Below are 25172 nucleotides of genomic sequence, written 5' to 3'. Positions count from 1 at the left end.
CACTAGGTCTTCGAAAGATCAATGGCAACGTTGTCATAGGGGCCGCCGATGTTGACGAGATCCGGAGGAAGAGATACGTTCCGGGAGATTTCGCGGCGAATCAGGGGAAATCCGGTGAGATGCCGGTGCGGACGCGCCACTGTATCCGGGGCCACAACCTCGGGAGCCAGGTCACCTGACCGCTGCGACCTCACCTAGCGGGACGCGTCATCCCTGAGGAGGCTTTACATGAGTGGTCTGTCCACGTCTGCGAACCCGATTCCGCTCCACCGTCTTGCGCGCTGGCTGCTGGCCGTGCCCGTTCTGATGCTGCTCGCCTACCTCGTCCTGATGGACAACGGCGCGATCTCGCAGACCGGTACGTTCCTGCACGAGCTGATGCACGACGGGCGCCACCTGCTCGGCGTGCCGTGCCACTGAGGCCCGGCCGTGATCAGAACCCTGCTGGTCAGGGGGCTGCTCGTCGGGCTGCTCGCGGGACTCGTCGCCGGAGGCTTCGCCTTCTTCGCCGGTGAGCCGCACATCGACAGCGCCATCGCGCTGGAGGAGGCCGCGGCGGCGGCCGCCCCCGGCGACGGCGCGTCGGCCCCGCACTCTCACGACGCAGGGGCGCCGGCGGAGCACGACCACGGCGAGGGAGCCGTGGTCGGCAGGCCGGTGCAGCGCGCCGGGCTCTTCCTCGCGACCGGCCTGTACGGCGTGGCGGTGGGCGGCGTGTTCGCCCTCGCCTTCGCCGGGCTGCGCGGTCGCGTGGGACCCCGCTCCGAGCCCCTGCTGGCGATCGCCGCCGCCGCGACCGCCTTCGGCGCCATCGTCCTCATCCCCTTCCTGAAGTATCCGGCCAACCCGCCCGCGGTGGGCGACCCGGAGACCATCAACGCCAGGACCCTGCTCTACGTCGTGATGGTCGCCGTCGGGCTCGCCTCCGTCGCGATCGGCGTCGCGGCCGCCCGCAGGGTCACCGTCCAGGAGGTGTGGGCGCGCGGCCTGGTCGGCGGCGTGTGCTTCCTGGTCCCCGTGGTGGCCGCGTGGGTGCTGCTGCCCGCCGTGGACGAGGTGCCCTCGGGCTTTCCCGCCTCGCTGCTCTGGGACTTCAGGGTCGCCTCCCTCGGCACCCAGCTGGTCTTCTGGGCGGCCTTCGGCGCGCTGTTCGCGCTGGCGGGCGAGCGCGCGAAGGCGCGGGTCGGCTGACCGGCGTGCTGTTCGTCCGGCACGCCTCGACGCCAGGGATGCGCGGCGCGCGCTTCCCGTCGGGGAGTGAGGGCGCCGACCCGTCGAGCCTGGAGGCGGCGGCGCGCCTCACGGCCTCGCTCAGCTCCTTCGAGACGGGGCTCGCGTTCGTGTCGCCCGCCCGGGCGGCGTGGGAGACGGCGGTGGCGATGGGCTTCGAGCCCGTGGTCGTGGCGGCGCTGGCCGAGCAGGACCACGGCAGGTGGTCCGGCCTGCCGTACGAGGAGGTCGCGGTGCGGGAGCCCGAGTCCTTCGCCCGCTGGCTGGCCGACCGCGACGCCGCGCCGCACGGCGGCGAGTCGCGTGCGGCGGCGGCGGAGAGGGTCGCGCACTGGCTGGACGAGCGGCACGAACAGGAAGGCGACAGCGACGCCGGCCGAAGCGCGAGCGGCGGCGGCAGGGGGAGGGCGGTCGTCGTCTGTGACGTGGGCGCCATCAGGGCCGCGCTCGGTCACGCGCTCAGGGCCGATCCTGCCCTCTTCGACCTCGCACCGCTCTCCCTCACACAGTTGTCCGCCGCCCGCGAGGGGTGGCGGATCGGATACGTCAACCGAAAGGCCGCCTCGTGACCTATCCCTTCAGCGCCGTCGTCGGGCTCGACGATCTCAAGCTGGCGCTGGTGCTCAACGCCGTCTCGCCCCGCGTGGGCGGCGTGCTCGTGAGGGGCGAGAAGGGCACGGCCAAGTCGACCATCGTCAGGGCGCTGGCCGCCCAGCTGCCCGCCGTGGACGTGCTGGCGGGCTGCCGCTTCGCCTGCGACCCGCGGCTGCCCGACCCGCAGTGCCCCGACGGGCCGCACGAGCCCGGCGAGCAGGTCGTCACGAGAGCGGCCGCGCTGGTGGAGCTGCCGGTGGGCGCGTCGGAGGATCGCCTGGTCGGCTCGCTCGACCTGGAGCGGGCGCTGACCGAGGGCGTCAAGGCGTTCGAGCCAGGACTGCTGGCGGCCGCCCACAGGGGCGTCCTCTACGTGGACGAGGTCAACCTCCTGCACGACCACCTCGTGGACCTGCTGCTCGACGCGGCGGCCCTGGGCACCTGCTACGTGGAACGCGAGGCCGTCTCGGTCCGGCACGCGGCCAGGTTCCTGCTGGTCGGCACCATGAACCCGGAGGAGGGCGAGCTGCGTCCCCAGCTCCTCGACCGCTTCGGGCTCACCGTCGAGGTGCGGGCCTCGCGCGACCCCGCCGAGCGGGCCGAGGTGGTACGGCGGCGCATGGCCCACGACGCCGACCCCGACGGGTTCGCGGCGGGATGGACCGCGCAGGAGGCGGCGCTGGCCGAGGGGATCGCGGCGGCGAGGGAGCGGCTGGCCTCGGTGGAGCTGCCGGACGCGAGGCTGCGCCAGATCGCCGAGGTGTGCGCGGCCTTCGAGGTGGACGGGCTGAGGGCCGACCTGGTCACCGCGCACGCGGCGGTGGCGCACGCGGCGTGGCGGGGGGCACCGGTGGTGACCACGGAGGACGTGCGGGTGGCGGCCAGGCTGTCGCTCCCGCACCGGCGCAGGCGCGACCCCTTCGACGCGCCGGGTCTGGACGAGCAGCTGCTGGAGGACCTGCTGGCCAGGACCTCAGATGACGAGAACCCCGGCGACGAGAACCCTGACGACGACGGCCCCGGAGGCTCCCGCCCTTCAGGAGACCCCGACGACGCCCAGGGCACCGACGACTCCCGGGGTACTGAGGGCTCCGAGGGGCCCGAGGGCTCGGACGGTTCGGTCGGGTCGGGCGGGCGCGACGGCTCGGGTGACCGGCGTGGCGCCGACGCCGTCGGATCCGGCGGCGAGGAGGCGCCTTCCCACGACCGAACCTCCCGGGAGGAAGCCTCACGAGGGGAAGCCTCCGGCGAGAGGGACGGGGAAGTGGCGGGCGTGGCGGCGCCGTACAGGGTGCCGTGGCTGAAGGTGCCCGGCCTCGGCGACGGCGCCTCGGGGCGGCGGTCGAGGGCGCGCACCCCGCACGGCCGCACCACCGGCGCGCGCGCTCCCGAGGGCCCGCTCCGCTCGCTCCACCTCACCGCCACGATCGCCGCCGCCGCGCCGTACCAGCGGGAGCGCGGACGCACCGGACCCGGCCTGCTCGTCCGAGGAGAGGACCTGCGCGAGGCGGTGAAGGAGGGCAAGGAGGGCAACCTTGTGCTCTTCGTCGTCGACGCCAGCGGCTCCATGGCCGCCCGCAGGCGGATGACCACCGTCAAGACCGCCGTCATGAGCCTGCTGCTCGACGCCTACCAGCGGCGCGACAAGGTCGGCCTGGTCACCTTCAGGGGCGCCGCCGCCGAGGTGGCGCTCCCTCCGACCTCGTCGGTCGAGGCGGGCGCGGCGCGGCTGCGCGCGCTGCCCACGGGCGGGCGCACCCCGCTGGCGGCGGGCCTGGCCCGCGCGGCCGAGGTGCTGAGGGTGGAGCGGCTGCGCGACCCCGACCGCAGGCCGCTGCTCGTGGTGGTGACCGACGGGCGCGCCACCTCGGGAGGCGACGTGGGCCGCGCCGCGGCCCTGCTCACCGGTACGGCCGCCGTCGTCGTCGACTGCGAGAGCGGCCCCGTACGGCTGGGCCTGGCAGGACGCCTGGCGGCGAGGCTGCGCGCCCACCTCGTCCCGCTCGACGGGATGGACGACCTCATCCGCGACTACAGGAAGGCCGGTTGACATGCCGCAGGGCAAGCCGGAGATCGTCCCCGACGACGGGCTCACCACCCGCCAGCGCAGGAACAGGCCGCTGCTGATCGTCCACACGGGCCCTGGCAAGGGCAAGTCGACGGCCGCGTTCGGGATGGCGCTGCGCGCGTGGAACCAGGGCTGGCCGATCGGGGTGTTCCAGTTCGTGAAGTCGGCCAAGTGGCGCATCGGCGAGGAGCGGGCGCTGCGCGTGCTCGGCGACTCGGCCGAGGGCGGCGCCGTCACCTGGCACAAGATGGGCGAGGGCTGGTCGTGGATCCAGCGTCCTGGTACCGAGGACGACCACGCCGCCGACGCCCGCGAGGGCTGGGAGCAGATCAAGCGCGACCTGGCCGGGGAGACCTACAGGTTCTACGTGCTCGACGAGTTCACCTACCCGCTCAAGTGGGGCTGGCTGGACCTGGACGAGGTGGTGGAGACGCTCGCGGGCCGTCCCGGCGGCCAGCATGTCGTGATCACCGGCAGGGACGCGCCGGAGAAGCTGCTCGCGGTGGCCGACCTGGTGACGGAGATGGGCAAGGTCAAGCACCCCATGGACGCGGGCCAGAAGGGACAGAAGGGCATCGAGTGGTAGTGCCGCGCCTGGTGGTCGCCGCGCCCGCCTCGGGCAGCGGCAAGACGACCGTGGCGACGGGGCTCATGGCGGCGCTGCGGGCGCGCGGGCTGCGGGTCTCGCCGCACAAGGTGGGCCCCGACTACATCGACCCCGGCTACCACGCGCTGGCCACCGGACGGCCTGGCCGCAACCTCGACCCGTGGCTGACCGGCGAGTCGACCGTGCGGCCGCTGTTCCTGCACGGCGCCCGCGGCGCGGACCTCGCCGTGGTCGAGGGCGTGATGGGGCTGTTCGACGGCAGGGGCGACACCGATTTCGCCTCGACCGCGCACGTCGCCAGGCTGCTGGACGCCCCTGTCGTCCTCGTGGTGGACGCCGCCCGTCAGAGCAGGTCGGTGGCGGCCGTCGTGCACGGGTTCGCCACCTTCGACCCTCGCGTGCGGGTGGGCGGCGTCATCCTCAACAGGGTGGGCTCCGACCGGCACGAGGAGCTGTGCCGTTCGGCGCTGGCCGCGGCGGGGGTGCGGGTGCTGGGCGCGCTGCGACGCGACGACGCGGTCTCCACGCCCTCGCGCCACCTGGGCCTGATCCCCGCCGCCGAGCGTGAGGCGGAGGCGGTTGCGGCGGTGGAGAGGCTGGGCGAGCTGGTGGCCCGCTCGTGCGACCTGGAGGCGCTGGTACGACTCGCGCGGACGGCTCCCGCGCTGCCCGAACGGCCGTGGAGCCCCGGCGAGGCGCTGGCCACCCCTGCGGGGCGCATGCCCGAGGCTGCGCGGCGCGTGCCAGAGGGCAGCCTGGCGGAGACCTCGGCCGGTGCGCCGCGAGGCGGTCGTGGCAGCGGGCCGGTGGTCGCGGTGGCAGGGGGCGCGGCGTTCACCTTCGGGTACGCCGAGCACGCCGAGTTGCTCCAGGCGGCAGGGGCTCAGGTGGCGACCTTCGATCCGTTGCGCGACGAGGCGTTGCCGGAGGGGACGGCTGGCGTCGTGATCGGCGGCGGCTTCCCCGAGATGTACGCCGCCGACCTGGCCGCCAACGAGCCGCTCAAGCGCCGGATCGCCGCCTTCCCCGGCCCTGTCGCGGCCGAGTGCGCGGGACTGCTGTACCTGTGCGAGAGCCTCGACGACCACACCATGTGCGGAAAAATCCCGGCGAAGGCGGAAATGACGCCCAGGCTGACCCTCGGCTACCGCGACGCCGTCGCCACCCGCGACTCGCTGCTCACCCGCGCAGGCGAGCCGTACAGGGGGCACGAGTTCCACAGAACGGCGGTGACCACGGACGGCGAGCCGCTCTTCCGGTGGGAGGGCGGCGGAGACGGCCACGGCGACCCGCTCCTGACCGCCTCCTACCTGCACCTGCACTGGGCCGGCACGCCGAGCGCCGCTCAGCGGCTGGTGTCGTCCTCCAAATCGCCCTCCGCCTTGAGGTAGGCCTCCTGCAGGTCGCGCAGCACGTCGGGGTCGGGGTGCTCCCACATCCCCCGCTCGGCGGCCTCCAGCAGGCGCTCGGCGATCCCGTGCAGCGCCCACGGGTTCGACCGCTCCATGAACTCCCTGTTCTCGGGGTCGAGCACGTACGCCTCGGTGAGCTTGTCGTACATCCAGTCGGCGATGACGCCGGTGGTGGCGTCGTAGCCGAACAGGTAGTCGACGGTCGCGGCCAGTTCGAAGGCGCCCTTGTAGCCGTGGCGGCGCATCGCGGCCAGCCAGTTCGGGTTCACCACGCGCGCCCTGAAGATCCGCGAGGTCTCCTCCGACAGCGTGCGCGTCCGCACGGCGTCGGGGCGGGTGCTGTCGCCCACGTAGGCCGCGGGCGCGCGTCCCGTCAGCGCCCGTACGGTCGCCACCATCCCGCCGTGGTACTGGAAGTAGTCGTCGGAGTCGGCGATGTCGTGCTCGCGGGTGTCGATGTTCTTCGCCGCGACCGCGATGCGGCGGTAGGCGCTCTCCATGTCCTGGCGGGCGGGCACGCCGTCCAGGTCGCGGCCGTAGGCGAAGCCGCCCCACACCGCGTACACCTCGGCCAGGTCGGCGTCGTCGCGCCAGTTGCGGCTGTCGATGAGGGGGAGCAGGCCCGCGCCGTACGCGCCGGGGCGCGAGCCGAAGACGCGCATCGTGGCCCTGCGCTCGTCGCCGTGTCCCGCCAGGTCGGCGGCGACGTGGGCGCGCACGTGGTTGTCCTCGGCGGGCTCCTCCAGGGCGGCCACCATGCGCACCGCGTCGTCCAGCATGGCCACCACGTGCGGGAAGGCGTCGCGGAAGAAGCCGCTGATGCGGACCGTCACGTCGATGCGCGGACGGCCGAGCTCCTCCAGCGGCACGGGTTCGAGCCTGGTGACCCGCCTCGACGCCTCGTCCCACACCGGGCGCACGCCGAGCAGCGAGAGCACCTCCGCCACGTCGTCGCCCGCCGTGCGCATCGCGCTGGTGCCCCAGACCGACAGCCCCACCGAGCTCGGCCACTCGCCGGTCTCGGCGCGGTAGCGGGCCAGCAGGGACTCGGCCATCGCCTGGCCCGTCTCCCACGCCAGCCTGCTCGGCACCGCCCTCGGATCGACCGAGTAGAAGTTCCTGCCGGTCGGGAGGACGTTGATCAGGCCGCGCAGCGGGGAGCCGCTGGGCCCTGCCGGGACGTAGCCGCCGTCGAGCGCGTGCAGGAGGTGGTCGATCTCGTCGGTCGTCCTGGCGAGCCTGGGGACGACCTCGGTGGCGGCGAACTCCAGGATCCGCGCCACCGTCTCCCGCCCGGCCTCCGGCTTTCCGCCGAGCGCGAGCTCCCGCGCGGAGAGCCCTGTCGTGCCGAGGATCGACTCGGTCACCTCGGAGGCGGCGGCGGGGTCCCAGCCCCTTGCCTCCATGCCCTCGACCAGCGCCCTGGCGCTCTCCTCGGCGGCGTCCACGTCGCCCAGGCCCGCGCTGCCGTCCTCGGCGAGACCCAGCGCCTCCCTGAGCCCCGGCAGTGTCTGCGCGCCCGCCCACATCTGGCGGGCGCGCAGCATGGCCAGCACCAGGCTCACCCGCACCGCGCCCTCGGGGGCGGCGCCGAGCACGTGCAGGCCGTCGCGGATCTGCGCGTCCTTCACCTCGCACAGCCAGCCGTCCACGTGCAGCAGGAAGTCGTCGAACTCCGCGTCGTGCGGCCGATCGGCCAGTCCAAGATCGTGGTCGAGCCTGGCGGCCTGGATCAGCGTCCAGATCTGCGCCCTGATCGCGGGCAGCTTGGCCGGGTCCATCGCCGCGATCGAGGCGTGCTCGTCGAGGAGCTGCTCCAGCCTGGCGATGTCCCCGTACGTCTCCGCGCGGGCCATCGGCGGCACCATGTGGTCCACCAGGACGGCATGCGCCCTCCGCTTGGCCTGCGTCCCCTCGCCGGGGTCGTTCACCAGGAACGGGTAGACCAGCGGCAGGTCGCCCAGCGCCGCGTCAGGACCGCACGCCGCCGACAGCCCCGCCGACTTGCCCGGCAGCCACTCCAGGTTGCCGTGCTTGCCGACGTGTACCATCGCGTGCGCCCCGAACTCCGCCGACAGCCACCGGTAGGCGGCCAGGTAGTGGTGGCTGGGCGGCAGGTCGGGGTCGTGGTAGATCGCGATCGGGTTCTCGCCGAAACCCCGAGGCGGCTGCACCATCACCACGACGTTGCCCGCCCTGAGCGCGGCCAGGACGATGTCGCCCTCGTGCGTGAACAGCTCGCCAGGCGGCGGGCCCCAGTGCCGCTCCATCGCCTCGCGCAGCTCCTCGGGGAGCGTGGCGTACCACTCGATGTAGGTGGCGGAGGGGATGCGCACGGGGTTGGCGGCCAGTTGCTCCTCCGTCAGCCACTCCTGGTCCTGCCCGCCCGCCGCGATGAGGGCGTGGATCAGCGCGTCGCCGTCCTGGTCTGCCACGCCGGGCAGGCCCTCGCCCAGGTCGTAGCCGGCCTCCGCCAGCCTGGCCAGCAGCTTCACGGTGCTCGCGGGGGTGTCGAGGCCGACCGCGTTGCCGATCCTCGCGTGCTTGGTCGGGTAGGCCGACAGCATCACCACGAGCTTCTTGTCGGCGTTCGGGACGTGCCTGAGCCTCGCATGCCGTACGGCGGTGCCCGCCACGCGGGCCGCGCGCTCGGGATCGGCCACGTAGACGGTCAGGCCGTCCTCGTCCACCTCCTTGAACGAGAACGGCACCGTGATGATCCGGCCGTCGAACTCGGGGATGGCCACCTGCGAGGCGGCGTCCAGCGGGGACAGGCCGTCGTCGTTCTCCTCCCACGCCTGCCTGCTCGTGGTCAGGCAGAGGCCCTGCAGGATGGGGATGTCCAGCTCGGCCAGCGCGCCGACGTCCCACGCCGCGTCGTCGCCTCCGGCTCCCGCGGTCGCCGGCCTGCTGCCCCCTGCCGCCAGTACGGTCACCACCAGCGCGTCGGCCTGTCTCAGCACGGAGAGCAGCTCGGGCTCCGCCGTACGCAGCGAGGAACAGAAGACGGGCAGCGCGCGCCCGCCCGCCTCCTCGATCGCCTCGCAGAGAGCGCGGACGAACGCGGTGTTCCCTGCCAGGTGATGCGCCCGGTAGTAGAGCACCCCCACCACGGGCCGCTCCGCACCGCGCCCCTCGTGGAGGCCGGCGGTGGACCCGCGCTCGTCGCCGGGGTCGGCGGCGGATCGGGGCTCTTCGTCGAGCAGGCCCCACGTCGGCGTCGGTTCGGGTGCGGCGAACCCGTGCCCGGTCAGCAGCACCGTGTCCGACAGGAAGGCGTGCAGCTCGGCCAGGTTGCCTGGGCCGCCGTGGGCGAGGTAGGCGTGCGCCTCGGCACACGTGCCGCCGGTGACCGTGGACAGCTCCATCAGCTCGGCGTCAGGCGCCTGCTCCCCGCCCAGCACCACTACCGGCCTGGGGCCGGCGAGCAGCCGGTCGAGGCCCTCCTCCCACGCCCTGCGCCCGCCGAGCAGCCGCACCACCACCAGGTCGACGCCTTCGACCAGCGCGGGCAGCTCCTCGGGTGTCAGCCGTGCGGGGTTTCCCAGCCGGTACGCGGCGCCACTCGCCCTGGCGCTCAGCAGGTCGGTGTCGGAGGTGGAGAGCAACAGCACCACGCTCTGGGCGTCGGGGGTCGCCTGTGACGGGGTTTCGGGGGTCGCCTCGGGCACGGCGGAACTCCTCCCTCGGGGTCCTCGCCCCGGTCGCGGGTGTCACGAGAGCGGGAGTCTCCTGGCTTCCGGATCGACGCTCACCCCGGCCTTCCCGTCCGTCGCCGGACAGTGGCCTTCGGTGGGGTTCGCTCCCCGGTTACAGTGGCGGGACCGCGCCGGCATCGCACCGGCTTCCTCCGTTCGCCCTCGTCTGCGATCAGCCTAGAGGGTTTTGGACGGGTTACCATCCTCCCCGTGGACATAGCCGACTTTTACGGACATGTGCGCCCTGACGCCTGTCCGGGGGCGCTACAGGTCCACATCGCCGCGGACGGCGCTCTCGCCCGCATCCGCATCCCGGGCGGCGCGCTGTCCGCTACCCAGCTGCGAGAGGTGGCCGACTGCTCCGCCGAGCTGGGCTCGGGCGTCATCGAACTGACCTCCCGCGCCAACCTCCAGCTCAGAGGCCTCCCCTCCACCGCCGCTCCATCGGCGGCGGAAGCGGGGGCGTTCGCCGCTCGGATCGCCGCAGTGGGGCTGCTGCCGTCGGAGACGCACGAGCGGGTGCGCAACATCCTCGCCTCGCCGCTCGCCGGGCGGGTGGACGCGTCTCTGGTGGACGTGCGTCCGCTGGTCACGGCCCTGGACCGGGGGCTGTGCGCGAGTCCTGAGCTGGCCGAGCTGTCGGGCCGGTTCCTCTTCGCCCTCGACGACGGCACGGGCGACCTGCTCCCCATCGGCGCCGACGTGACCTTCCTGGCCACCTCGCCCTCCGGCGGCCTCCTCCACCTCGGAGGGGCGACGGCCGGGATCCCTGTGCTCGTGGACGAGGTGGTCCCTTCGATGCTCGCGGCCGCCTCGGCCTTCCTCGAGCTGTCCGGTGGCACGGCCTGGCGCGTCAGTGACCTACCCGACGGCCCCGCCCTGCTCGCTTCCCGCCTGCAGCCGGCCGCATCGAGGGACGGGGGCGTGTCACCGGGCCGTCTCTCCCGAGAGATCGGGAGCTTACGGGCGCCGGACGCGCGGGTGGTCCCGCAGCGGGACGGCCGGGTCGCCCTGGAGGTGGTGGTCCCGCTGGGACGGCTCTCCGCGGACCAGGCCAGGGCCCTCGCCGACGTGGCCGGCGAGGTGCGGGTCACGCCCTGGCGGACGGCCGTCCTTCCCGACCTCCGTCCCGAGGACGTCGAGCGGGTCGCCGACGAGCTCACCAGGGCGGGGCTGGTCACCGGGCCCGGCACCGCCTGGGCGGGGCTCAGCGCCTGTACCGGGAGTCCCGGGTGCGCCAAGTCGCTCGCCGACGTCCAAGGCGATGCCAGGCGGTGGGCCACCGGCACACGAGAGCCGTCCACGCCGGCCGTCCCCGAGGGTGTCCTCGTTCACTGGGCCGGGTGTGAGCGGCGGTGCGGGCGTCCGAAGGGAGAGGTCGTCGACGTGGTCGCCACCCCGACCGGCTACCGGGTCGGGCATGGCAGGAAGACAGAGAAGACCGAGAAGACAGAGACCAGAGGGGACATGTGAGCGACTACATCCGTGACGGCGCCGAGATCTACCGGCGTTCGTTCGCCACCATCCGTGCGGAGTCCGATCTGAGCGGTCTGCCGCAGGACGTCGCCCAGGTGGCCGTTCGCATGATCCACGCCTGCGGCATGACCGACCTGGTGGCCGACCTCGGCTACTCGGAGAAGGTCGTCGCCGACGCCAGGCGGGCGCTGCGGGACGGCGCGCCCATCCTCTGCGACGCGATGATGGTCGCCTCGGGCGTGACCAGGAGCCGCCTGCCGCGCGACAACGAGGTGGTCTGCACGCTCGGCGATCCGAGCGTCCCCGCGCTGGCGGAGAGCACAGGGACCACGCGCAGCGCGGCGGCGCTGGAGCTGTGGCGCGACAGGCTGGACGGCGCGGTGGTCGCGGTGGGCAACGCGCCGACGGCCCTGTTCAGGTTGCTCGAACTGGTAGAGGAGGGCGCGGGCCGGCCCGCGGCGGTGCTGGGCATCCCGGTGGGCTTCATCGGCGCGGCCGAGTCCAAGCAGGCCCTGGCGAGCAGCGGCCTGGAGTATCTGGTGGTGCACGGCCGCAGGGGCGGCAGTGCGATGGCGGCGGCCGCGGTCAACGCGATCGCCAGTGAGCGAGAGTGAACACGGTGGCGGGACGGCTGTACGGCGTGGGCCTGGGTCCTGGCGATCCCGAGCTGGTGACGGTGAAGGCGGCCAGGCTGATCGGCCAGGCCGACGTGATCGCCTATCACAGCGCCAGGCACGGCAGGAGCATCGCGCGCTCGATCGCGCTGCCGTACATGCGGGAGGGCCAGGCCGAGGAACTGCTGAAGTATCCGCTGACCACGGAGAGCACCGACCATCCCGGCGGCTACCAGGGCGCGCTCGACGACTTCTACGCCGAGTGCGCCGACCGGCTGGCGGCTCATCTCGACGCGGGCAGGGACGTGGTGGTGCTGTGCGAGGGTGATCCGCTCTTCTACGGCTCCTACATGCACATGCACAAGCGGCTGGCCCATCGCTACGAGACCGAGGTGGTGCCGGGGGTCACGTCGGTGGCGGGGGCCGCCGCGGTGCTGGGGCGTCCGCTGGTGGAGCACGAGGAGACGCTGACCGTCCTGCCCGGCACGCTTCCCGCCGAGGTGATCGCCGAGAAGCTGAGGAGCGCGGACTCGGTGGCGGTGCTCAAGCTGGGGCGGACGTTCGAGAAGGTCAGGGACGCCCTGGCGGAGGCCGGACGGCTCGACGAGGCCTGGTACGTCGAGCGGGCGACCACGGCGAACCAGCGGATCGAGCGCCTCAAGGATGTGGATCCGGCCAGCGTTCCCTACTTCTCCCTGGCGATGCTGCCCAGCGGCAGCAGGCGCGCCGACCTGCCGGCGCTCTCCGCGGACGGCACGCGCGACGAGCCGCGCCTTTCCGCAGGTCGCGACGGAACGTCGGGGCTTTTCACGGGTCGCGACGAGGGGCGTGGCGAGGGGGACTGGGTGGGGGTGGCCGTGGTCGGGCTCGGGCCCGCCGGCGAGGAGTGGCTCACCCCCGAGGCCCGGCAGGTGCTGGCCGAGGCGACCGACCTGGTCGGTTACGGCCCCTACGTGGACAGGGTGCCGCAGCGGCCTGGCCAGATCCGGCACCGCACCGACAACAGGGTCGAGGCGGAGCGCGCGGCGCACGCTCTGTCGCTGGCCGGCGAAGGCCGCAGGGTGGCCGTCGTCTCCTCGGGCGACCCCGGCGTCTTCGCGATGGCGAGCGCCGTGCTGGAGGCGGCGGAGGACTTTCCCGGCGTCCCTGTGCGGATCGTCCCCGGGCTGACGGCCGCGCACGCCGTGGCGAGCAGGGCGGGCGCGCCGCTCGGGCACGACTACTGCGTCATCTCCCTGTCCGACCTGCTCAAGCCGTGGGAGGTGGTGGCCGACCGGCTGCGCGCCGCCGCGATGGCGGACCTGGTGCTGGCGATCTACAACCCCGCCTCGCGCAGCCGTACCTGGCAGGTGGGAGCCGCCCGCGACCTGCTCATGGAGCACCGCGACCCGGCCACCCCCGTGGTGATCGGCCGCGACGTCGGAGGCCCGCAGGAGACGATCACCGTCACCACGCTCGGCGAGCTGGACCCCGCGCAGGTGGACATGCGCTGCCTGCTCATCATCGGCTCCTCCACCACCCGTGCGACGGACGGCGGCACCGTCTACACCCCGCGTCGCTACCCGGCGTGAACCCCCGGAATCCCGAGGCGCTCCACGGGGTGGAACCTCGGAATCCCGAGGCGCTCCCCGGCGTGCGCTCCCGGAACCTGCTACACCGCGTGGACCCACGCCGCGGCGGCCGCCAGGGATTCCACGGCCACCGGGCCCTCGGGGAGCGGCGGTCTGCGGACCACGACCACCGGCAGTCCCGCCTCCTCGAAGGCGTCGAGCTTGGCGACCGTCAGCGAGCCGCCGCTGTCCTTGGTGACCAGCACGTCGAGCCCGTGAGCGCGGATCAGCTCCCGCTCACCCTCGACCGTGTACGGCCCGCGCGCCAGCAGTATCAGGAAATTTCCGGGAATGGGCGGCTCGGGGGGATCGACCGACCTGGCCAGGAACCACAGGTCGGTCAGCCCGGCGAACACCGGCATGCTCCGCCGTCCCGTCGTCAGGAACACCCTGCTGCCCATCGAGGGCAGCAGGCGCGCGGCCTCCTCCAGGGAGTCGGCCTGCCGCCATCCCGGTCTGTGCGCCCATCCCGGCCGCCGCAGCACCAGCAAGGGCGTCCCGGTGGTACCGCAGGCTTCCACGGCCGAGGCGGTCATCCTGGCCGCGAAGGGATGCGTGGCGTCCACGACCGCGTCGATCCGCTCGGCGGACAGCCACGCCGCCAGCCCCTCGGCCCCGCCGAACCCGCCGACATGGACCTCGCCCACCGGCAGCCGGGGATCGCGCACCCGTCCCGCCAGCGACGACACCACGTGGACCCGTCCGGAGAGCTCCGCCGCGAGGGCGCGCGCCTCCGCCGTTCCACCCAGGATCAGAACCCTCCGCATTCGTCCCCCATCCTCGAAGCATGACCACGCCACTGCGTCACGGCTGGACCACCGGCGCCTGCGCGACCGCCGCGACGGCGGCCGCGTACACGGCGCTGCTCACCGGCGACTTCCCCGACCCTGTGACGATCACCCTGCCCAAGGGGCAGCGTCCGGCGTTCGCGCTGGCCAGGGAGTCGCTCGGCGACGGCTTCGCCTCGGCCTCGGTGGTCAAGGACGCGGGCGACGACCCCGACGTGACGCACGGCGCGCTGATCACCTCGACCGTACGGCAGGCCGCCCCCGGCACCGGCATCACGTTCACGGCAGGCCGGGGCGTGGGCACGGTCACCAAGCCTGGCCTGCCCCTGGAGGTGGGGGAGCCCGCCATCAACCCGGTGCCCCGCCGCATGATGGCCGAGCACATCGCGGCCATCGGCGGCCACGGCGACGTCGTCGTGGAGATCTCCGTCGAACACGGTGAGGAGCTGGCCAAGCGCACCTGGAATCCCAGGCTCGGCATCCTGGGCGGGCTGTCGATCCTCGGGACGACGGGCATCGTCGTGCCGTATTCGTGCTCGGCCTGGATCGACAGCATCCGCAGGGGCGTGGACGTGGCCATCGCCGCAGGCCGTACGCACGTGGCGGGGTGCACGGGCAGCACCTCCGAGCGCGTGGCGGCCGAGCTGTACGGCCTGCCCGACGACGCGCTGCTCGACATGGGCGACTTCGCGGGGGCGGTGCTGAAGTACCTGCGCCGCCACCCCGTGCCCAGGCTGACGATCGCGGGCGGCGTGGGAAAGCTGTCCAAGCTCGCCGACGGCCACCTCGACCTGCACTCGGGCCGCTCGCAGGTGAACCTGGGCCTGCTGGCGGGGCTGGTCGCCGCGCCGGAGCTGGCCGAGCGCATCAGGGGCGCCAACACCGCCCTGCACGCGCTGCGCCTGGCCCAGGAGGCGGGCGAGCCGCTGGGCGACCTGGTGGCCGAGCGGGCCCACGCCACCGCGGCGGGCGTGCTGCGCGGCGCGCCCGTCGAGGTGGACGTCGTGGTGATCGACAGAGCGGGGGCGATCGTGGGCCGTCACGGCTGACGGCATCGCTCGGCGGAGTAGAGGTGGCTGTCGGGGAACTGCGTGGCGGTCAGCACCCTGCCCACGACGATCACCGCGGTCCTGACCACGCCCGCCTCGCTCACCTTGGCGGCGATGTCGGCGAGCGTGCCCCTGATGACCAGCTCGTCCTCGCGGCTGGCCCTGGCCACGACCGCCACGGGACACTCGGCCCCGTAACCGGGCACGAGCTCCTGCGCCACCTGCGCGATCCGCTGGACGGCCAGGTGCAGCACCATCGTGGCACCGCTCGCCGAGAGCGTCGCCAGGTCCTCTCCCCGCGGCATCGGGGTGGCCCGTGCCGACGTGCGGGTCAGGATGATCGTCTGCCCGACGCCTGGCACGGTCAGCTCCCTGCCCAGCGTCGCCGCGGCGGCGGCGAACGCGGGCACCCCTGGCACCACCTCGTACGGCACGCCGAGCGCGTCCAGCCGCCGCATCTGCTCGGCCATCGCGCTGAACACCGAAGGGTCGCCGGAGTGCAGCCTGGCCACGTCCAGCCCCTCGGCGTGCGCGGCGGCGAGCTCGGCGACGATCTCGTCGAGCGTGAGGTTCGCCGTGTCGACCAGGCGGGCGCCCTGCGGGCACGACTCCAGCAGTTCGCCGGGCACCAGCGAACCCGCGTACAGGCACACGGGCGAGGACTCGATCAGCCGCAGGCCGCGCAGCGTGATGAGGTCGGCCGCGCCGGGGCCCGCGCCGATGAAGTGGACGGTCACGTGCGGCTCTCCTTGGTCGCTGTCCAGATGGTCACCGGCATCATGCTCCGCCAGCCGGTGAAGCCGCCCACGGGGGCGGCCCTGCTGACCGACAGGCGGACCAGGTCGCCGCCGTGCCTGCCGTACCAGCCGGTCAGGACGGACTCCGACTCCAGCGTGACGGCGTTGGCCACCAGCCTCCCGCCCCGCGGCAGGGCGGCCCAGCAGGTCTCGAGCAGTCCGGGGACGGTCGCGCCGCCGCCGACGAACACCGCCGAGGGCGTCGGCAGTCCCTCCAGCGCCTCGGGCGCCCTGCCCGTGACCACCCGCAGGCCGGGCACGCCGAGCGCGGCGGCGTTGCGCGCGATCCTGGCCGCGCGCTCCTGACGGCTCTCCACCGCGACCGCCCGGCACGACGGGTGGGTGCGCATCCACTCGATCGCCACGCTCCCCGCGCCCGCGCCGACGTCCCACAGCGACTGGCCGGGCAGCGGCGCGAGACGCGCCAGGCTGACCGCGCGCACCTCGCGCTTGGTGAGCTGCCCGTCGTGCTCGAAGGCGTCGTCGGGCAGCCCCGGCACCAGTGGCAGCGGCACGGTGCCCTGGTCGGCCACGCACTCGACGGCGACCACGTTCAGTTCTTCGCCCTTCGCCTCCCACGCGGCGGCGAGGCCCGTCACTCGTGACTCCTCCGCCGAGCCGAGCCGTGACAGCACGTGCAGGACGCTCGCGCCGTAGCCGTGCTCTCTCAGCACCTCCGCCACCTGGGCGGGGCCCTCTCCGTCGGCCGTGAGCACCAGCAGCCTGCGCCCCGGCAGTACGGCGGCGCGCAGCGCGTCGAGCGGACGGCCGACGAGGCTGACGACCGGCGTCTCCTCGACGGGCCATGCCAGCCGCGCGCAGGCCAGCGAGAGGCTGGAGGGATGCGGCAGGATCCGCAGGTTCTCGGGGCCGACCGTCCGGGCCAGCGTCGCGCCGATGCCGAAGAACATCGGATCGCCGCTGGCCAGCACGCAGGTGCCCGGCTCGGAGACGAGATCGGGCAGCGAAGGCAGCAGCGGCGAGGGCCAGCGCGCCTTCCTGGCGCCGGTGCAGGGCACGAGGTCGAGCTGGCGGGCCGAGCCGACCAGCACGGCCGCCTCGGAGATCGCCTGCCTCGCGGCGGGCGGGAGGCCGTCCCAGCCGTCGGCGCCTATGCCGACGACGGTGATCACACGTTGCCCAGCGTGTTCGTGATGGTGATCTCGATCACCACCCGGTCCGGGTTGGGACGCGGCGGCTTGTAGCGGGTGGTGTAGCGGGCCTCGGCGTCGGCGACCTGGTCGGGCTCGGTGCGCAGCACGGCCGTCCCTTCGAGGGTGGACCAGCGCCGCCCGTCGACCTGGCAGAGCGCGACCAGCGCGCCGCCGGCGACCAGGCGGGCCTTGTGGGAGCGACCCGACGTGATGACCCTGGCGATCCCCGCCTCCAGGTCGAGCGTCGCGCCCACCGGCACCACATGGGGCGTGCCGTCGGGGCGGACCGTGGTCAGCGTGCACAGGTGCCGCTCCCGCCAGAATGCGGCGAACTCCGCTCCCCGCGCGGCCAGATCCACCTTCGCCCCTTCCGTCCGTTTCTCGTGCACGGGCCAGCGTAGCGACCGGCCCACGGGGACGTTCTGGAAGGATGGGGGACATGAGCGCAGTGAAACTCGACGGCAAGGCCACCGCGGCCAAGATCAAGGCGGACCTCACCACGCGGGTGGCCGCGCTCAAGGAGCGTGGCGTCGTCCCCGGGCTCGGCACCGTGCTGGTCGGCGACGACCCCGGCAGCCAGATCTACGTGGCGGGCAAGCACCGCGACTGCGCGGAGGTCGGCATCGCCTCCATCCGCGTCGACCTGCCGGAGAGCGCCTCCCAGGCCGACGTCGAGGGCGCTCTCGACGAGCTCAACGCCTCGCCCTCGTGCACCGGCTACATCGTCCAGCTCCCGCTGCCCAGGCACCTCGACACCATGGCCCTGCTCGAGCGCATGGACCCCGCCAAGGACGCCGACGGCCTGCACCCGATCAACCTCGGCCGCCTCGTGCACATGGTCGACGCCCCGCTGCCCTGCACGCCGCACGGCATCGTGCTGCTGCTCCAGGAGTACGGTGTGCCGCTGAAGGGCGCCGACGTCGTGGTCGTCGGGCGCGGCATCACGGTGGGTCGCTCGCTCGGCCTGCTGCTGACCCGCCGCAGCGAGAACGCCACCGTGACCCTCTGCCACACGGGTACCGCCGACCTGGCCTCGCACGTGCGCCGCGCCGACGTCGTGGTGGCGGCGGCAGGCGTTCCAGGGCTCATCACGGCCGACATGGTCAAGCCGGGCGCCGCGGTGCTCGACGTGGGCGTCTCGCGGGTCGACGGCAAGATCGCCGGTGACGTGGCGGCGGACGTGGCCGAGGTCGCGGGCTTCCTCACCCCGAACCCCGGCGGCGTGGGCCCGATGACGCGCGCCCTGCTGCTGTCGAACGTGGTGGAGGCGGCCGAGCGCTCTCTCGCCCAGCAGTAGGAGATCAGAAGGAGCGCAGCGCCTCGCGGAGGTTGCCCGACGTGCGGGCGAGGGCTTCGCGGGCCTGGTCGGGGTCGGCGCCGGTCAGCAGCATGATGACCGCCGTCGGCACCGAGCCCTCCGCCGCCTGCAGCGCGGGTTCGACCTCGGCGTCCGGCAGCCCCGTGATCGACGAGACCAGGTCGTGCGCGCGCGCCCACAGCTTCTCGTTCGAGGCCACCAGGTGCGTCATCAGGTTGCCGTGCGTGCGTCCCAGCCTGACCATCGTCAACGTCGAGATCATGTTGCAGACCAGCTTCTGCGCCGTCCCCGACTTGAGCCTGGTCGAGCCGGTCAGGAACTCGGGCCCCACCACCACCTCGATGGCGATCTCCGCGGCCTGGCCGAGAGGGGATCCCTCGTTGCAGGCCACCCCGACCGTCATCGCGCCCAGGGCCCTGGCGTGCCGCACGCCGCCCACCGCGTACGGCGTGCGTCCGCTGGCCGAGATGCCCACCACCGCGTCGGCGGCCGTCAGCGAGACCTCCGTCAGGTCGGAGACGGCGAGCGCGGCGGAGTCCTCCGCCCCCTCCACGGCCACCGCGAAGGCCGAGGGGCCACCGGCGATCAGCGCGAACACCTCCTCGGACGTCGTGCCGAAGGTGGGACCGCACTCGCTGGCGTCCAGCATGCCGATGCGCCCCGCCGTGCCCGCTCCGAGGTAGATCAGCCTGCCGCCCTCCCGCAGCCGCGCGGAGACGGCGTCCACGGCGGCGGCGATCCGCGCCGACTGCCCCGCCACCGCGGTGGGGACCAGCGCGTCCTGTTCGCCCATGCGCCTGACCAGGTCGAGTGTGCTGAGCCCGTCGAGGTCGTCGAGGCCGGGCAGCTGCTGCTCGGTGACGAGATCGCGCAACATGATTCCCCCGTGGAATGGCGAAAATCTAATCAGCAATGACTATAGATGAAAATTTCCTTCACCGGGTCCTGAAAACCTTGAGCGCCTCCCTGGTCGCCCGCAGAGCCGTCTCAGAGCTGTCGAAGGTGCGCTGGGCGAGCCCGACGAAGATGCAGTCCACGATCAGCAGCTGGCTGATCCTGCTGGCCAGGGCCCCCGGACGGAAGGCGGTCTCCCGCCCCGCCGACACCAGCACGTGGTCGGCCACCTGGGCGAGCGACGAGCGCGGGTTGTTGGTGATGGCCACCGCCAGCGCGCCGGACTCCTTCGCCGTCCTGGTCGGCACGATCACGTCCGTGGTCTCGCCCGAGCAGCTCACCGCCACCACGACATCGCCTTCGCGCAGCAGCGCGGCGCTGGTCAGCGCGAGGTGCGCGTCGCTGAAGGGATGGCTGGACAGGCCGATGCGCATGAGCTTGTGCGCCAGGTCGGCCGCGACCAGGCCCGAGGCGCCGACGCCGTAGACGTTGATCCTGCGCGCGGCGGCGATCGCCGCCACCACCTCGCCGAGCTGTTCGGGCACCAGCTGCTCGGCGGTGTCGGACAGCGCGTCGACCTCCGCCCTGGTCACCTTGGCGATCACGTCGGTGAGCGGGTCGTCGGGGCCGAGGTCGCCCGGCACCAGCCGCTCGGGCGTCTCCCTGGCCACCGCTCCCGCCAGCGCGAAGCGGAGCTGGGAGTAGCCGGAGTAGCCGAGCGCGCGGGCGGTGCGCACGATCGTCGCCTCGCTCGTGCCGGAGACGGCGCTGAACTCCGTGATCGTGCTGCGCACGACCACGCCGGGGTCATCCAGGATGATTTTGGCGATGGCTTGGGCCGCGGGGGTGAGCGAAGGGAGCACCGCCCGCACCTGCAGGACCGGGTTCACGGGCTCGTTCATCGGGTCAGCCATTGGGCCGCCGCCTTGGCCGAGACCTTGGAGATGCCGTTCGTGGCGATGTAGGTGGCGCCCGCGGGCTCGGCGGGGATGCCCGTCTCCACGACGATCACATCGGGGCGGCGCCGTACGGCCTCCGCCACCGTCTCCCGCACCCACGGGTGGCGCGCCGCGTCGTGGATGACCAGCACCACAGGCTGGTCGCCCAGCTCGGAGGGGAGCTTGCCGGCGCGCGTGGTGCCGGGCAGCAGCTCGCCGAGCGCGGCGGCGAGCCCGGTGGGCGTGTCGGGGTCGATGGCCTGGTTGTGCCTGGTGTTGACCTCCACGACGAGCGGCGCGGTGGTCAGCCTGGCCTCGCCCGTGATGGTGAGCGCCCTGCGCGCCGCCTCGAGCCCCGCCCCGTCGTCGGCCTCCACCTCGGACCGCTGCGCGCGGTGCCACTCCGAGAGGGCCAGGACCCTGCCCGCGGCCTCGGCCAGACGCTCCTCCCGCAGCGAGCCGTCCCTGACGGCCGCCACGATCGCGTCGCGGATCTCGTACAGGCCCTCCGCGGTGACCAGGCCCGCGCAGATCGCGTCGACGCCCGCGTTGAGCGCGCGCACCGCGATCTCGCCGGGGGGATACATCGCCGCGACGGCCTTCATCTCGATCGCGTCGGTGACCACCATCCCGTCGAAGCCCAGCTCCTCACGCAGCAGCCCGGTCAGGATGGTACGGCTGAGCGTCGCGGGCCGCTCCGGATCGAGCGCGGGGATCAGCAGGTGCGCCGACATCACGGAGCGCACCCCCGCCCTGATCGCCGCCTCGAAGGGCGGCAGGTCGCGGGCGCGGAGCTGGTCGAGCGAGGCGTGCACGGTCGGCAGCTCCAGGTGGGAGTCGGCGACGGTGTCGCCGTGTCCTGGGAAGTGCTTGGCGCAGGCGGCCACGCCCGCCGCCTGCACGCCCTTGACGTAGGCCACGGAGTGGCGCGCGACCAGCTCGGGGGTCGGGCCGAAGGAGCGGATGCCGATCACCGGGTTGGCCGGGTTGGCGTTGACGTCCACCGAGGGGGCGTAATTGAGCGTGATGCCCGTCTCGGCGAGCAGCCGTCCGATCTGCCGGCCCACCCGCTCGGTCAGCGCCACGTCGTCGACCACGCCGAGCGCCCTGTTGCCGGGGAAGGAGCTGCCCTCGCGGGCCTCCAGCCTGGTGACGACCCCGCCCTCCTCGTCGATGGCGACCACCACCGCGGGGTTCTCCGCCCGCAGCTCGGCCACCAGGCCGGCGGTGCCGGGGGAGACGTTGCGGGCGAAGAGCACGGCGCCGCCGAGCCCGTCGGAAAGCGCCTTCTTCAGCCAGTCGGGGGCGGTGGTCCCCTCGAAGCCCGGCTGGAGTACCGCCATGGCGAGTCGATACAGGTCAGTCACAAGACCTCCTTCATCGGCCTCATGACCAAACAGTGGTGTCTGCTCATGGCGGCATTTTCCTTCATGATTATTGATCTGAAGGTAATTTTCTGCCATCGTCGCCCTCGAACACAACCACCTCCCCCCGAGAGGCGCCCCCCATGCCCACGAGAAGGACCGTCCTGAAGGGTCTCGCTCTCGCCGCGGCCGCTTCGGTCGTCCCGCTGCCCGCCTTCGCCGAGCCCGACTACGTGCCGCCGCTGCGACAGATGCGCGGCATGTGGATCGCCTCCGTCGTCAACATCAACTGGCCGTCGAAGCCGGGGCTGAGCGCCGAGCAGCAGAAGGCGGAGTACCTGGCGTGGCTCGACCTGGCGGTCTCGCGCAAACTCAACTCGGTGTTCGTGCAGATCAGGCCGACCGCTGACGCCTTCTGGCCGTCGCCGTACGAGCCGTGGTCGCAGTATCTGACCGGCGTGCAGGGGCAGGACCCGGGTTACGACCCGCTCGGTTTCGCCGTGGAGGAGACGCACAAGCGAGGGCTCACCTTCCACGCGTGGTTCAACCCCTACCGGGTCTCCATGCAGGCCGACCCCTCCAAGCTGCACCCCTCCCACCCCGGCAGGCAGCACCCCGAGTGGATCCTGCCCTTCGGCGGCAAGCTCTACTACAACCCTGGCATCCCCGAGGTGCGGAAGTTCTGCCAGGACGCGATGCTCGACGCGCTGACCCGCTACGACATCGACGGCCTGCACTTCGACGACTACTTCTACCCGACGAACACCACCGCCTTCGACGACGCGGCCACCTTCGCCACGTACGGCGCGGGCTTCCCCGACCTGGCCACGTGGCGCAGGAACAACGTCGACCTGATGGTCTCGGAGATGCAGCAGCGGGTGCGCGAGGCCAAGCCCGAGGTGGCGTGGGGCATCAGCCCCTCCGGCATCTGGCGCAACAAGGCCAGCGACCCCCTCGGCTCGGAGACCAACGGCGGCCAGTCCTACGACAACCTGCACGCCGACACCCGCGGCTGGGTCAAGAAGGGCTGGCTCGACTACATCGCGCCCCAGCTCTACTGGTACATCGGCCAGCCGCCCGCCGACTACTCCAAGCTCGTCCCGTGGTGGTCGAACGTGGCCGACGGCACCGGCACGATGCTCTGGATCGGCCAGGCCGCCTACAAGGCGGGCGACCCCGCGCAGGCGCCGCAGTGGCAGGACCCCGCAGAGCTGTCCAAGCACCTGACCCTCAACAGGTCGCACCCGCAGATCGGCGGCGACATCTGGTACAACGCCAACGACCTGCGCGCCGACCGCCTCGGCTCGATCAGCACCGCGGTGCGCGACCACTACCAGCGGCCCGCGCTCCCGCCCCTGCTGCCCAGGCTGGCCGACGGCGAGAAGCCCCATCGGCCTGTGGTCGCCCACGTGCGCAGGGTCCAGGGCGGTGTGGAACTGCACCTGGTCGCGACGGGCAGGCACGAGCCCTTCCTGTTCGCGATCTTCAGGTCCGCCGACGAGATCGACGCCTTCGACGACGCCCGTCATCTCGTGGCGGTCATCCCCGGCGACAGGCTCGTGCGCTGGACCGACGCCGAGGGTAAGAAGGGTGACCACTACTACGCCGTGGCGGTCGACAGGGTCAGCAGGACCAGCCGCCCCAGCCGCGGACGACAGGTCAGGTAGGTCCGTATGCGGGTTCTCGGCCTCATGTCAGGCACCTCCCACGACGGCATCGACAGCGCGATCGTCGACTGGTCGATGGAGGACGGCACGCTCACCGGAGTGATCACTCACACCGGCGAGAGGCCGTACCCGGCCGAGCTGAGAGCCCGCGTCAAGGCCGCACTCCCGCCGGCGACGGTGTCGATGGGCGAGGTGTGCGCGCTCGACACGCTCATCGGCCAGGCCTTCGCCGAGGCGGCGCTCTCGGCGGGCCCGGCCGACCTGGTCTGCTCGCATGGCCAGACCCTCTTCCACTGGGTCTCAGGCGGCCGGGTGCACGGCACGCTGCAGCTCGGCCAGCCCGCCTGGATCGCCGAGCGCACCGGCCTGCCCGTGGTGTCGGACCTGCGCGTGCGCGACGTGGCGGCAGGAGGGCAGGGCGCACCCCTCGTCTCCTACCTCGACCAGCTCCTCATCAAGGGACTGCGGGGCAGGGGCGGGGCGCTCAACCTGGGCGGCATCGCGAACCTCACCACACCGGAGATCGCCTACGACACCGGCCCCGCGTGCGCGCTGATCGACGCGGCGGCTCCGCCGTACGACAGGGACGGCGCGCTGGCGGAGGCGGGCACGGTCGACGAGCGGCTGCTCGCCGAGCTGCTGGCCGAGCCGTACTACCGGCAGGACCCGCCCAAGACCACGGGCAAGGAGCTGTTCACCCCCGGCTACGTCACCTCGGACCTGCCGCAGGCCGACCTCGTGGCGACGCTGACCGCGCTGACCGCCAGGACGGTCGCCGCCGAGATCGACAGGCACGCGCTCGGCACCGTCATCGTGTCGGGCGGCGGCGTGCGCAACCCGGCGCTGATGCGGATGCTCGCCGCCATGACGAAGGCGCGGCTGGTGCCGAGCGACGCCCTCGGCATCCCTTCGGACGCCAAGGAGGCCATCGCCTTCTCCCTGTTCGGCTGGCTGACCGCGCACGGTCTCGCGGCCACGGTGCCGAGCTGCACGGGCGCGTCGGGCCCGCGCGTGCTCGGCACCATCACTCCGGGATCCGGACCACTCAGGCTGCCGGAACCCCTCGCCGAAGCACCGGTCGCCGTTCGGGTCAGGAGGCTCGGCGACCCGCAGGCTGGCTCTCCTGGGACGTTCCAGAACGCTGAGGCGGCACCACCGGCGTCGGCCTGACCAGCCCGAGCGCCACCACCTCGTTGGCCAGCCGCGTGCGGCGGTTGGTGCCCTCAGGGATCCTGAACTTCTGGTAAAGCCTGAGCAGGTGCTGTTTGACCGCGGCCTCGGTCACCACCAGGTCGTCGGCGATCTCGCGCGCCGTGGCGGGGGCGACGAACGCCTCGTCCGACAGGGCCGGCCTGCACAGCGACGTGAGCACGTCGACCTCTCGCCTGGTCAGCTCGGGCGCGGCCGCCCTGCGCAGCTCGACCTCCGGTGTGAAGTCCTCTCGCGGCACTCCTCCGATGCGCCCGCGCGCCGCGCCGAAGGAGACGACGTCGCCGTCGTCAAGGACCCTCCGGGCGATCGGCCTCCCGTTCACCCGCGTGCCGTTGCGGGACAGGCCCAGATCAACGACATACAGGTACGGCCCGCGCCGTACGAACTCAGCGTGGAGCCGAGACACGCTTGGATCGGTCAGCCGGATGTCGACGCCCCGGCCCCTCCCCACGGTCGTGATCTCGGGACGCAACGGGACCACCTCGCCAGTGTCCTCGATGCGTATGAAGGGCCCCTCCACGGCAGTTCCTCCCCAGGTAGCCCGCCGTTACTGTAACTACAGCTCCGGCTTACCCAAACGAAGGGATGCGGAATCGCCTTTGCCATAAGGAGAATCCGGCGTGAAATTGGTCTGGACCTCTGCGGACGGTTTTACCTGCTCACGGGTAGACTTCGGACGAAG

The 25172-nt window shown here is 72.9% G+C and carries 22 protein-coding genes and 2 riboswitches; of the genes, 13 read left to right on the top strand and 9 right to left on the bottom strand.

The window, feature by feature from the left end:
• The first annotated feature begins 68 nt into the window (after nt 1-68).
• Nucleotides 69-197: riboswitch (cobalamin riboswitch) on the top strand.
• Nucleotides 198-228: 31 nt separating this feature from the next.
• Genes ABFX55_RS30755 through ABFX55_RS30730 form a run of 6 tightly spaced genes read left to right on the top strand, consistent with a single transcriptional unit; the run spans nt 229 to nt 5890 of the window.
• The gene (locus ABFX55_RS30755; protein ID WP_183650554.1) at nt 229-420 is read left to right on the top strand and encodes a CbtB domain-containing protein; all 192 of its coding nucleotides are present in this window, start codon (nt 229-231) and stop codon (nt 418-420) included.
• A gap of 9 nt (nt 421-429) precedes the next feature.
• Nucleotides 430-1191: a CbtA family protein gene (locus ABFX55_RS30750; RefSeq protein WP_346126214.1), complete on the top strand. Its 762-nt coding sequence runs from the start codon at nt 430-432 to the stop codon at nt 1189-1191.
• 5 nt (nt 1192-1196) lie between these two features.
• Nucleotides 1197-1799, top strand: a complete 603-nt coding sequence (locus ABFX55_RS30745) for a histidine phosphatase family protein (RefSeq protein WP_346126213.1) — start codon at nt 1197-1199, stop codon at nt 1797-1799.
• A complete protein-coding gene (locus ABFX55_RS30740; RefSeq protein ID WP_346126212.1) occupies nt 1796-3874 on the top strand; it encodes a magnesium chelatase subunit D family protein in 2079 nt (692 codons plus the stop codon). Before ABFX55_RS30745 ends, ABFX55_RS30740 begins: the two co-directional genes overlap by 4 nt.
• 1 nt (nt 3875) lies before the next feature.
• Entirely contained in the window at nt 3876-4478 is a 603-nt protein-coding gene (cobO, locus tag ABFX55_RS30735; protein ID WP_183650542.1) for a cob(I)yrinic acid a,c-diamide adenosyltransferase, read from the top strand.
• A gap of 8 nt (nt 4479-4486) precedes the next feature.
• Nucleotides 4487-5890 (top strand): cobyrinic acid a,c-diamide synthase CobB, encoded by a 1404-nt coding sequence (locus ABFX55_RS30730; protein WP_346131311.1) that lies wholly within the window; start codon nt 4487-4489, stop codon nt 5888-5890.
• Here the strand turns inward: ABFX55_RS30730 and cobN are convergent.
• On the bottom strand, nt 5845-9528 hold the full coding sequence (cobN, locus tag ABFX55_RS30725) for a cobaltochelatase subunit CobN (RefSeq protein ID WP_346131309.1): 3684 nt from the start codon (nt 9526-9528) through the stop codon (nt 5845-5847). The genes ABFX55_RS30730 and cobN overlap by 46 nt on opposite strands.
• 108 nt (nt 9529-9636) lie before the next feature.
• Nucleotides 9637-9762, bottom strand: a riboswitch (cobalamin riboswitch).
• A gap of 57 nt (nt 9763-9819) precedes the next feature.
• Here cobN and ABFX55_RS30720 point away from each other — a divergent pair.
• The 3 genes from ABFX55_RS30720 to ABFX55_RS30710 are packed head-to-tail and all read left to right on the top strand — an operon-like array spanning nt 9820 to nt 13270.
• Nucleotides 9820-11082: a precorrin-3B synthase gene (locus ABFX55_RS30720; RefSeq protein WP_346126211.1), complete on the top strand. Its 1263-nt coding sequence runs from the start codon at nt 9820-9822 to the stop codon at nt 11080-11082.
• Entirely contained in the window at nt 11079-11699 is a 621-nt protein-coding gene (locus ABFX55_RS30715) for a precorrin-8X methylmutase (protein ID WP_346126210.1), read from the top strand. The genes ABFX55_RS30720 and ABFX55_RS30715 overlap by 4 nt, the downstream gene beginning before the upstream one ends.
• Nucleotides 11700-11704: 5 nt before the next feature.
• A complete protein-coding gene (locus tag ABFX55_RS30710) occupies nt 11705-13270 on the top strand; it encodes a precorrin-2 C(20)-methyltransferase (RefSeq protein WP_346131307.1) in 1566 nt (521 codons plus the stop codon).
• A gap of 80 nt (nt 13271-13350) precedes the next feature.
• Here the strand turns inward: ABFX55_RS30710 and ABFX55_RS30705 are convergent, their stop codons facing one another.
• On the bottom strand, nt 13351-14076 hold the full coding sequence (locus ABFX55_RS30705) for a cobalt-precorrin-6A reductase (RefSeq protein WP_346126209.1): 726 nt from the start codon (nt 14074-14076) through the stop codon (nt 13351-13353).
• 20 nt (nt 14077-14096) lie between these two features.
• Here ABFX55_RS30705 and ABFX55_RS30700 point away from each other — a divergent pair, with 20 nt between their 5' ends.
• Complete coding sequence (locus tag ABFX55_RS30700) at nt 14097-15146, top strand: cobalt-precorrin-5B (C(1))-methyltransferase (protein WP_346126208.1); 1050 nt, start codon at nt 14097-14099, stop codon at nt 15144-15146.
• Here ABFX55_RS30700 and cobM read toward each other — a convergent pair.
• From cobM to ABFX55_RS30685, 3 genes are read right to left on the bottom strand one after another with little or no spacing between them, the layout of a single operon-like run.
• A complete protein-coding gene (gene cobM, locus ABFX55_RS30695; RefSeq protein ID WP_346126207.1) occupies nt 15137-15883 on the bottom strand; it encodes a precorrin-4 C(11)-methyltransferase in 747 nt (248 codons plus the stop codon). The genes ABFX55_RS30700 and cobM overlap by 10 nt on opposite strands.
• On the bottom strand, nt 15880-17076 hold the full coding sequence (gene cbiE / locus ABFX55_RS30690; protein WP_346126206.1) for a precorrin-6y C5,15-methyltransferase (decarboxylating) subunit CbiE: 1197 nt from the start codon (nt 17074-17076) through the stop codon (nt 15880-15882). Before cbiE ends, cobM begins: the two co-directional genes overlap by 4 nt.
• On the bottom strand, nt 17073-17456 hold the full coding sequence (locus tag ABFX55_RS30685; protein ID WP_346126205.1) for a pyridoxamine 5'-phosphate oxidase family protein: 384 nt from the start codon (nt 17454-17456) through the stop codon (nt 17073-17075). The genes cbiE and ABFX55_RS30685 overlap by 4 nt, the downstream gene beginning before the upstream one ends.
• 80 nt (nt 17457-17536) lie before the next feature.
• Between ABFX55_RS30685 and ABFX55_RS30680 the strand changes: the two genes are divergently transcribed.
• Complete coding sequence (locus ABFX55_RS30680) at nt 17537-18394, top strand: bifunctional methylenetetrahydrofolate dehydrogenase/methenyltetrahydrofolate cyclohydrolase (RefSeq protein ID WP_346126204.1); 858 nt, start codon at nt 17537-17539, stop codon at nt 18392-18394.
• Between the two features lie 4 nt (nt 18395-18398).
• Here ABFX55_RS30680 and murQ read toward each other — a convergent pair whose 3' ends face one another.
• Genes murQ through ABFX55_RS30665 form a run of 3 tightly spaced genes read right to left on the bottom strand, consistent with a single transcriptional unit; the run spans nt 18399 to nt 21614 of the window.
• Nucleotides 18399-19292 (bottom strand): N-acetylmuramic acid 6-phosphate etherase, encoded by an 894-nt coding sequence (gene murQ, locus ABFX55_RS30675; RefSeq protein ID WP_346126203.1) that lies wholly within the window; start codon nt 19290-19292, stop codon nt 18399-18401.
• A 58-nt stretch (nt 19293-19350) separates the two neighbouring features.
• A complete protein-coding gene (locus ABFX55_RS30670; RefSeq protein ID WP_312895647.1) occupies nt 19351-20211 on the bottom strand; it encodes a MurR/RpiR family transcriptional regulator in 861 nt (286 codons plus the stop codon).
• Nucleotides 20208-21614, bottom strand: coding sequence for a glycoside hydrolase family 3 protein (locus tag ABFX55_RS30665; RefSeq protein WP_346126202.1), 1407 nt, complete (start codon nt 21612-21614; stop codon nt 20208-20210). The genes ABFX55_RS30670 and ABFX55_RS30665 overlap by 4 nt, the downstream gene beginning before the upstream one ends.
• 140 nt (nt 21615-21754) lie before the next feature.
• Here ABFX55_RS30665 and ABFX55_RS30660 point away from each other — a divergent pair, with 140 nt between their 5' ends.
• Both ABFX55_RS30660 and ABFX55_RS30655 read left to right on the top strand, forming a co-directional pair.
• Complete coding sequence (locus ABFX55_RS30660; RefSeq protein WP_346126201.1) at nt 21755-23278, top strand: glycoside hydrolase family 10-like protein; 1524 nt, start codon at nt 21755-21757, stop codon at nt 23276-23278.
• 6 nt (nt 23279-23284) lie between these two features.
• Nucleotides 23285-24448, top strand: coding sequence for an anhydro-N-acetylmuramic acid kinase (locus ABFX55_RS30655; RefSeq protein ID WP_346126200.1), 1164 nt, complete (start codon nt 23285-23287; stop codon nt 24446-24448).
• Here the strand turns inward: ABFX55_RS30655 and ABFX55_RS30650 are convergent.
• Nucleotides 24369-25010, bottom strand: coding sequence for an FHA domain-containing protein (locus ABFX55_RS30650; RefSeq protein ID WP_183650508.1), 642 nt, complete (start codon nt 25008-25010; stop codon nt 24369-24371). The two genes, ABFX55_RS30655 and ABFX55_RS30650, sit on opposite strands and share 80 nt — an antisense overlap.
• Nucleotides 25011-25172 lie beyond the last annotated feature (162 nt).

Source organism: Nonomuraea roseola, from assembly GCF_039535395.1.
Taxonomy (GTDB): Bacteria; Actinomycetota; Actinomycetes; order Streptosporangiales; family Streptosporangiaceae; genus Nonomuraea; species Nonomuraea roseola.
Note: the sequence above shows the minus strand (reverse complement) of the source record. Positions and strands in the feature narration are given on the sequence as shown.